This window comes from Kitasatospora sp. NPDC029367, assembly GCF_055569135.1.
This window is the reverse complement of record NZ_JBVHYH010000136.1, coordinates 1-9455: the sequence shown is the minus strand read 5'-3', so window position 1 is coordinate 9455 and position 9455 is coordinate 1. Positions and strand designations below refer to the sequence as shown.

Sequence of the window (9455 nt, the reverse complement as noted above, 5' to 3'; positions counted from 1 at the left end):
CCGCCCGCACCAGGCCCCACACGGCCGCGCCGACGAGGTCCGACACCTCACTGCCCGCCACGGCTCCCCGGGTGACGAAGACCAGACGCGCGTCGACGAAGCGCGGCTCGGCCAGCCACTCCTGCACCAGGCCCAGCGCCCACGCCGTCACCTCGTGCACGTCCTCCGGCGCCGAACCGCCCGCCACCGGGACCACAACGGCCCCCGGCACGTCGTCGCCGCCGAGCTCCAGCAGTTCCGACAGTTCCGCGACCTCCGCCCCCAGCGTCACGACCGACACGCGCTCACCCGCGCGCGACGGCGCCGGCACCCACTCCAGCCGCAGCAGCGAACCCGCGGCGGCCGCTCCCTGTGCCACGGCGCCCGGCTCGGCCAGCGTCAGGCCCTCGGCCGACAGCACCGGCTCCCCGGCGGCGTCCACCAGGGCGAGCGCGAGGGTCTCCTCGCCCGTGCGCACGAGCCGGGCCCGGACCACGGACGCGCCCGAGGCGTGCAGCGTCACCCCGGACCAGGCCGTCGGCACCAGCCCCCGGCCGTCCGCCCGCACCACGGCCGCCAGCAGCGCCGGGTGCACGCCGAACGCCGCGGCCTCGTCGGCCGTCCCGCCCGGCAGGACCGCCTCGACGAAGGTCTCCTCACCGCGCCGCCACACCGACCGCAGCCCGTCGAAGGCCGGGCCCAGGTCCGCCTCCTCCCGGATCCCGGCCAGCTCGGCGACGACCGCGCCCTTCGGCGGCCAGACCGAGGCGTCGAACTCTGCCGTGCGCTCGCCACGGACAAGCTCGCCCGAGGCGTGCTCCGTCCACGCAGCGTCGGCGTCCGCGTCCGGACGGGAGAAGATCCGCACCGGGCGGACGCCGGAGGCCTCCGGGGCGTCCACCTGGATCTGGACGACGACCGCGCCGTCCTCGGGCAGGACGAGCGGTTCGGCGAGCGTCAGCCGCTCGACCCGGTCGCAGGCGACCTGGTCACCGGCGCGGACGGCCAGCTCCAGGAACCCGGTCGGCGGGAACACGGCCACGCCACCCACCCGGTGGCCGCCGAGCCACGGCTGCGCCTTGAGCGACAGGCGGCCGGTCAGCAGGGTGCTCCCGGCGTTCGCGAGCGCGACGGTCGCGCCCAGCAGCGGGTGTTCGGCCGGCGACAGGCCGGCACCGGTCACGTCGCCCACGCGGCGGGAGGGGCGCGGCCAGTAGTGCTCGTGCTGGAAGGGGTAGGTGGGCAGGTCGGCGCGCTGGGCGCCGGTGCCGTCGAACAGCCGGGCCCAGTCAACCGGGACACCGGTGACGTGCAGGCGGGCGAGCGCGGTGACGAGGGTGTGCTCCTCGGGCCGGTCGCGGCGCAGCAGCGGGAGTGCGGGGGCCTCGGAGTCGTGGCCGTCCTGCTGGGCGAGGGCGGCGAGGACGCCGTCGGGGCCGAGCTCGAGGAAGGCGGTGGCCCCGGCCTCGCGCAGACTGCGCAGGCCGTCGGCGAAGCGGACGGTCTCGCGGACGTGACGTACCCAGTAGTCGGGGCTGGTGACGTCCGTGTCCAGGGCGCCGGTCAGGTTGGAGACCAGCGGGATCGAAGGGGCCTGGTAGGTCAGGCCGTTCAGGACCTCGCGGAAGTCCGCCAGCATCGGCTCCATCAACGGCGAGTGGAACGCGTGCGAGACCCGCAGCCGAGCGGTCTTCCGGTCGGCGAAGCGCGCCTCGATCCGCGAGACCGCCTCCTCCGCCCCCGAGACGACCACGGAGTTCGGCCCGTTGACAGCGGCGATCGACACCAACTCGCCCAGCAGCGGCAGGACTTCGTCCTCCGTCGCCTGCACGGCCAGCATCGCGCCACCCGAAGGCAGCGCCTGCATCAGCCGGCCACGGGCGCTGACGAGCGTGCAGGCGTCCGCCAGCGAGAACACCCCGGCGACGTGCGCCGCCGCGATCTCACCGATCGAGTGCCCGGCCACGAACTCCGGTACCACACCCAACGATTCCAGCAGGCGGAACAACGCCACCTCGACCGCGAACAACCCCGCCTGGGCGAACTCCGTCCGGTTCAGCAGCTCCGCATCCGAACCCCACACCACGTCCCGCAGAGCGGGATCCAGCTCCGCACACACGGCATCGAAAGCCGACGCGAACACCGGGAACCGGGCATACAACTCCCTTCCCATCCCCAGCCGTTGCGATCCCTGCCCGGAGAACAGGAACGCCGCCGACCGCTCCCCCGCCACCCCACGCGCGACCTCGGCCCCGTCCACCAGCACCGCCCGGTGCCCGAGACGCGAGCGACCGGCCAGCGCGAACCCGACGTCCACGGGCGAACCGCCCACCGCCGCCAGCCGCTCCAGCTGCGCGTCCAGCGCGGCCTCCGACTTCGCCGAGACCACCCACGGCACCACACCCGGCACCACCGACGGACCGTCAGCCGGAGAGCCCTCCTCGGGAGCCTCCTCCACCGCCTCCTCGACGATCACGTGCGCATTCGTCCCACTGATCCCGAACGAGGAAACGCCCGCCCGGTGCGGCCGGTCCACCTCCGGCCAGGGGCGAGCCGAGGTGAGCAGCTCGACGGCCCCCGCCGACCAGTCCACCTCGGCGGAGGGCGCGTCGACGTGCAGGGTCTTCGGCAGCACGCCGTGCCGCAGCGCCATCACCGTCTTGATCACGCCGGCCGCGCCGGCCGCCGCCTGGGTGTGCCCGATGTTGGACTTCAGCGAGCCGAGCAGCAGCGGCCGTTCGCGGTCCTGCCCGTACGTCGCGAGCAGGGCCTGGGCCTCGATCGGGTCACCGAGCGGCGTGCCCGTCCCGTGGCCCTCGACGGCGTCGACCTCTCCGGCCGACAGCCCGGCGTTGGCGAGCGCCTGGCGGATCACCCGCTGCTGCGAGGGGCCGTTGGGCGCCGTCAGCCCGTTGGACGCGCCGTCCTGGTTGACCGCCGAGCCCCGGACGACCGCGAGGACGCGGCGGCCGTTGCGGCGCGCGTCGCTCAGCCGCTCCAGCACCAGGACGCCCGCGCCCTCCGCCCAGCCCGTCCCGTCCGCCGCGTCGGCGAACGCCTTGCAGCGCCCGTCCGGGGCCAGGCCGCCCTGCCGGGAGAAGCCCGAGAAGCTCATCGGCGTGGACAGGACGGTCACCCCGCCCGCGAGGGCGAGCGTGCACTCACCGGCCCGCAGCGCCTGCGACGCGAGGTGCATCGCCACCAGCGAGGACGAGCACGCCGTGTCGACGGTGACGGCCGGACCTTCCAGGCCGAAGGTGTACGACACCCGGCCGGACAGCACGCTCGCCGTCAGGCCGGTGGTCGCGTGGCCCTCCATGTCCTCGTCCGAGTTCATCACCACGCCGACGTAGTCGACGCCCGCCGTGCCGACGAACACGCCGGTGCGGGTGCCCCGCAGGCCGCTCGGGTCGATGCCGGCCCGCTCGAAGGCCTCCCAGGACGTCTCCAGCAACAGACGCTGCTGCGGGTCCATCGCGAGGGCCTCGCGCGGGGAGATCCCGAAGAAGCCCGCGTCGAACTCGCCGGCCGCGACGAACCCGCCCTCGATCGAGGCGCTGCTGCCGCTGCCCTCACCGAGCAGCGCCGCGATGTCCCACCCCCGGTCCGCGGGAAACCCGGTGATGCCGTCCCCCCCGTCCGCGACCAGCCGCCAGAGCTCCTCGGGGGTGGTCACCCCGCCCGGCAGGCGGCAGGCCATACCGACGATGGCGATCGGCTCGTGCCGGCCCGACTCGGCCTCCAGCAGCCGTTGGCGGGTCTGGTGCAGGTCGGCCGTGACCCACTTGAGGTAGTCAACGAGCTTGCTGTCGTTCGACATGGGGGGTGGTGCCTTCCTGTGATGAGGCGTGGTCGGTCAGCTGTCGCTCAGACGGCCGAGCTCGTTGTCGATGAAGGCCAGGACCTCGTCCGCGCTCGCTGCTTCGAGCCGCTCCGCAATGGCGTCCTCGGCATTCTGCGCGTCCTGCTTTCGCAATTTCTCCAGCATTCGGCGCAGCCGGAGGGAGACCGCGTCGCGCGTCGCCTCGTCGGTGTCCGCTTCGGCCAGGACGGCGTCCAGCCGGTCGAGTTGGCCGAACAGCGCCGTTCCGTCCGCCGCGTCCTGCTCGTCGAGGAGCACGCCGAGCAGGTGGGCGCCGAGGACGGCGGACGTGGGGTGGTCGAAGACCAGGGTCGCCGGGAGGCGCAGGCCGGTGACGGCGGTCAGCCGGTTGCGCAGTTCCAGCGCGGTGAGGGAGTCGATGCCGAGGTCGTGGAAGTCGCGGTCGGCGGCGACGGCCTCTGGGGAGGCGTGGCCGAGGACGGACGCCGTCTCGGTGCGGACCAGGTCGACGACGTGCCGCAGCCGGTCGCTCTCGCGCAGTCCGGTGAGGCGGGCGGCGAGCGCGGCGACCGCGCCGGTGCGGCCTCCGGTGGACTCGGCCGTGCGGCGGGCGCCGCGGACGAGGCCGCGCAGCAGCGCGGGCACGGTGCCGGGCATCCGGGCCGGGCCGGTGGCGCGGCCGATGGGGACGAGGTGGGGCTCGTCGGTCGCCATGGCGGCGTCGAGCAGGGCGAGGCCCTGGTCCTCGGTGAGGGGCGGGACGCCGGTGGCGTGGATGCGGTGCAGATCGGCCTCGGAGAGCGTGCCGGTCATACCGGCCGTGGGCATCCAGGCGCCCCAGGCCAGGGACTGGGCGGCCAGGCCCTGCTGCCGGCGCCAGTGCGCCAGGGCGTCGAGGTAGACGTTCGCCGCCGCGTAGTTGCCCTGCCCGGCACTGCCCATCACGCCGGAGACGGAGGAGAACAGGACGAAGGCCTTGAGGTCCTGGTCCTTGGTCAACTCGTGGAGGTTCCACGCGGCGTCCACCTTGGGGCGCAGGACGGCCGATAGTCGCTCGGGAGTGAGCGCGGTCACGATGCCATCGTCCAGCACACCGGCCGCATGCACGACACCACTGATCGTCCGGCCCTCCAGCACCGCGCCGAGCGCCTCGCGGTCGGCGGCGTCACACGCCACCACCTCGACCCTGGCGCCCACCTCACGCAGCTTGTCCAGCCATGCACCGACACCACCGCGCCGACTCAGCAACAGCACATCACGCACGCCGTGCTCGGCGACCAGGTGCCGGGCGACCAGACGCCCCAGGCCACCGGTGCCACCCGTGATCACGACCGTGCCCTCGCCCCAGCCCACGGACGACCCCCCCGGGGCCACGCGCGCCAGCCGGCCCACCCGGACAGCTCCGGCCCGGGCGGTGAACTGGAAGTCGCCCCCGTCCAGTTGCGTGGAGAGGACGGGCAGCGCCGCCTTCACGTCCGACGCGCGCTCGACGTCGAGCAGGGCGAACCGGCCCGGGTTCTCGGCCTCGGCCGCCCGGACGAGACCCCAGACCGCCCCGCCGCCGAGGTCCCCGACCTCACCGCCCGGCACCGCCCCCTGCGTCGTGAACACCAGGCGCGCGTCGGCGAAGCGCGGCTCGGCCAGCCACTCCTGCACCAGGCCCAGCGCCCACGCCGTCACCTCGTGCACCTGCTCGGGCACCGAACCACCCGCCACCGGCACGACCACGACCTCCGGCACCTCACCAGGCAGGTCGTCCAGCGACGGCACGTCCTCGCCCAGCGTCAGGGCCCGCACCGGCCCGGCGGCGCGCGCCGTGACGTCCACCCAGTCGAGCCGCAGCAGCGCCCCGCCCGGTCCGGCCTGCTGGGCCACGGTGTTGGGCTCGCCGAGCGTCAGCGCCCCCGCCGACAGCACCGGGCCGCCCGCCGCGTCCACGACCTCCACGGACACCGCGTCCGCGCCCGCCCTGGCGACCCGCAGCCGCACGACGGCCGCACCGGTCGCGTACAGCGCCACGTCGCGCCAGTCCGTGGGCACCAGGCGCGCGCCGTCGCCCGCCCCGGTCAGGCCCGCGAGCTGGACGGCCGCCTCCAGCAACGCCGGGTGCAGTCCGTACGGCGTCGCGTCCTCGGCCCGGCCCGGCAGGACGGCCTCCGCGAACACCACGTCGCCCCGCTGCCACACCGCCTGCAGCGTGCGGAACGCCGGGCCGTGGTCCAGCGGGTCGTGGCAGGAGGCCGGATCCACGGCGGCCGCGTCGGCCGGGGGCCACTCCGACGGCCCGAAACCGGCCTCGTGCTCGCCCACGGCCAGCGTGCCGGTGGCGTGGCAGGTCCACGGACCGTCCGCCTCGTCCGCCGGCCGGGCGTAGCAGCTGAGGGGCCGCGTCCCGGTCTCGTCCGGCGCACCGACCACCAGGTGGACGACGACGGCGCCGTCCTCGGGCAGCACCAGCGGCTCGGCGAGCGTCAGCCGCTCGACCCGGTCGCAGGCCACCTGGTCGGCGGCGCGGACGGCCAGCTCGAGGAACCCGGTCCCGGGGAAGACGGCCACGCCGCCCACCCGGTGGTCGCCCAGCCACGGCTGCGCCTTCAGCGACAGGCGGCCGGTCAGCAGGACGCCGTCCGAGTCGGCCGGGGCGACCACGGCGCCCAGCAGCGGGTGCTCGGCCGGCCGCAGGCCCGCGCCGGTCACGTCGCCCGGGTGCGCGGCCCGGACGGGCCAGTAGCGCTCGTGCTGGAAGGCGTAGGTCGGCAGGTCGACGCGCCGGGCGCCGGTGCCGTCGAAGATCCGGGCCCACTCCACGGGCACGCCCACGACGTGCAGGCGGGCCAACGCCGTCAGCAGGACGCTCTCCTCCGGCCGGCCGGGGCGCAGCGCGGGGGCGGCGACGCGGTCGGCGCCCTCCTCCGGGTTCTGCTCGGCGAGGTTCTGCTCGGCGAGGCTCTGTTCGGCGAGGGCGGTCAGGACGCCGCCGGGGCCGAGTTCCAGGTAGTCCGTGGCACCGGCGGCGTCGAGGGCGCGGACACCGTCGGCGAAGCGGACGGCCTCGCGGACGTGGCGTACCCAGTATTCGGGGCTGGTGAAGTCCTCGCCGCCGAGCTCGCCGGTGAGGTTGGAGACGAGGGGGATCAAAGGGGCTTGGTAGGCCAGCCCGTCGAGGACGGTGCGGAAGCCCTCCAGCATCGGCTCCATCAGCGGCGAGTGGAAGGCGTGCGAGACCTGCAACCGCGTGGTCCTCCGGTCGGCGAAGTGCGCCTCGACCAGCGAGACGGCCTCCTCGCTGCCCGAGACGACCACGGACGCCGGCCCGTTGACGGCGGCGATCGACACGGACTCGCCCAGCAGCGGCAGGACTTCCGCCTCCGTCGCCTGCACCGCCGACATCGCACCACCCGAAGGCAGCGCCTGCATCAAGCGGCCCCGGGCACTCACGAGCTTGCAGGCGTCCGCCAGCGAGAACACCCCGGCCACGTGCGCCGCCGCGACCTCGCCGATCGAGTGGCCCGCGACGAACTCGGCGCGCACGCCCAGCGATTCGACGAGGCGGTAGAGCGCCACCTCGACCGCGAACAGCCCGGCCTGGGCGTACGCGGTCCGGTTCAGCAGCTCCGCATCCGAGCCCCACACGACGTCCCGAACCGGCAGCTCGAGCGCGTCACACACCTCGTCGAACGCGCGGGCGAACACCGGGAACCGGGCGTACAACTCCCTTCCCATCCCCAGCCGTTGCGATCCCTGGCCGGAGAACAGCAGCGCGAGCCGCCGCTCCCCCGCCACGCCGCGCGCCACCTCGGTGCCGTCCAGCAGCACCGCCCGGTGCGCGAAGCGCGACCGCCCGGCCAGCGAGAGGCCGATGTCGGCCGGCGAGCCGTCCAGGCCTTCCAGTCGCCCGAGTTGGGCGTCCAGCGCGGCCTCCGACGCTCCCGAGACCACCCACGGCACGACGCCCGGGTCCGCTCCCGCCTCCGCGGCCGGCTCCGGCGCCGGTGCGGGTGCCTGCTCGACGATCACGTGCGCGTTCGTCCCGCTGATCCCGAACGACGACACCCCGGCCCGGCGCGGATGCCCGGTCTCGGGCCACTCGCGCGCCTCCGTCAGGAGCTCCACTGCGCCCGCCGACCAGTCGACGTGCGACGAGGGCGCGTCGACGTACAGCGTCTTCGGCAGCACGCCCGCCCGCATCGCCGCCACCATCTTGATGACGCCCGCGACGCCTGCCGCCGCCTGGGTGTGCCCGAGGTTGGACTTCACCGACCCCAGGTACAGCGGGAGTTCGCGGTCCTGCCCGTACGTGGCGAGGAGCGCCTGGGCCTCGATCGGGTCGCCCAGCGTCGTCCCGGTCCCGTGCGCCTCGACGGCGTCGACCTCGGCGGCCGACAGGCGGGCGTTGGCGAGGGCCTGGCGGATGACGCGCTGCTGGGACGGGCCGTTGGGCGCGGTCAGCCCGTTCGAGGCGCCGTCCTGGTTGACGGCGCTGCCGCGCACGACGGCGAGCACCGGGTGCCCGTTGCGGCGCGCGTCACTCAGCCGCTCCAGCACCAGGACGCCCGCGCCCTCCGACCAGCCCGTCCCGTCCGCGCCCTCCGCGAACGCCTTGCAGCGCCCGTCCGTCGCGAGCCCGCCCTGGCGGGTGAAGCCGAGGAAGCTCATCGGCGTGGACAGGACGGTCACGCCGCCGGCCAGGGCGAGCGTGCACTCGCCGCTGTTGAGGGACTGCGCGGCCAGGTGCATCGCCACGAGCGAGGAGGAGCAGGCGGTGTCGATCGTGAGTGCCGGGCCCTCCAGGCCGAAGCAGTACGAGACCCGGCCGGAGATCACGCTGTTGGCCAGCCCGGTACTCGCGTGGCCCTCCACCTCCTCCTGGGAGTTCATCACCAGCGAGGCGTAGTCCTGGCCCGTCGTGCCGACAAAGACGCCGGTCCGGCTGCCGCGCAGCGCCGTCGGGTCGATGCCGGCCCGCTCGAAGGCCTCCCAGGACGTCTCCAGCAGGATCCGCTGCTGCGGGTCCATCGCGAGGGCCTCGCGCGGCGAGATCCCGAAGAAGCCCGCGTCGAAGCCCCCGAGGCCGGCGAGGAAACCGCCCTGGCGGGTGGCGCTCACGCCGTGGCCGGTGCCGAAGAGGGCGTCGAGGTCCCAGCCTCGGTCGGTCGGGAAGTCGGTGATGCCGTCGCGGCCCTCGCTCAGGAGCCGCCAGAGGTCCTCGGGGGTCCGCACGCCGCCGGGCAGGCGGCAGGCCATGCCGACGATCGCGATCGGCTCCCCGGCGTCGGAGGTGGCCGCCACCGGCGCCGCCAGGTCAGCGGTCCCGTCGAGGAGTTCTTCGAGGAGGTGGGCGGCGAGGGCGTGCGGGGTCGGGTAGTCGAAGACCATCGTCGCCGGGAGCCGGAGCCCGGTGACGTCGGCGAGGCGGTTGCGCAGTTCGATCGCCGTGAGGGAGTCGAAGCCGAGGTCGCGGAACTCCCGTCCGGGGTCGACCGCCTGGCCGGAGGCGTGGCCCAGGACGGCGGCGGCCTGCGCGCGGACGAGGTCCACGAGGTGGCGCCGGCGGTCGCCCTCGCGCAGCTCGTACAGACGCGCGGCAAGGGCGGCGAAGGCCGTACCTCCGGCGCTCGCGGCCGTGCGACGGCCGGCGGGCAGGAGGGCGCGG

General features: G+C 75.0%; 2 protein-coding genes. Both read right to left on the bottom strand.

Going from position 1 to position 9455, the window contains the following annotated elements; genetic code table 11:
* Positions 1–3799: type I polyketide synthase (locus ACZ4W5_RS37380; RefSeq protein ID WP_465659661.1), on the bottom strand; the 3799-nt coding region annotated here is incomplete at its 3' end.
* Positions 3800–3835: 36 nt separating this feature from the next.
* The coding region (locus ACZ4W5_RS37375) for an SDR family NAD(P)-dependent oxidoreductase (RefSeq protein WP_465659659.1) at positions 3836–9455 on the bottom strand (5620 nt) is incomplete at its 5' end.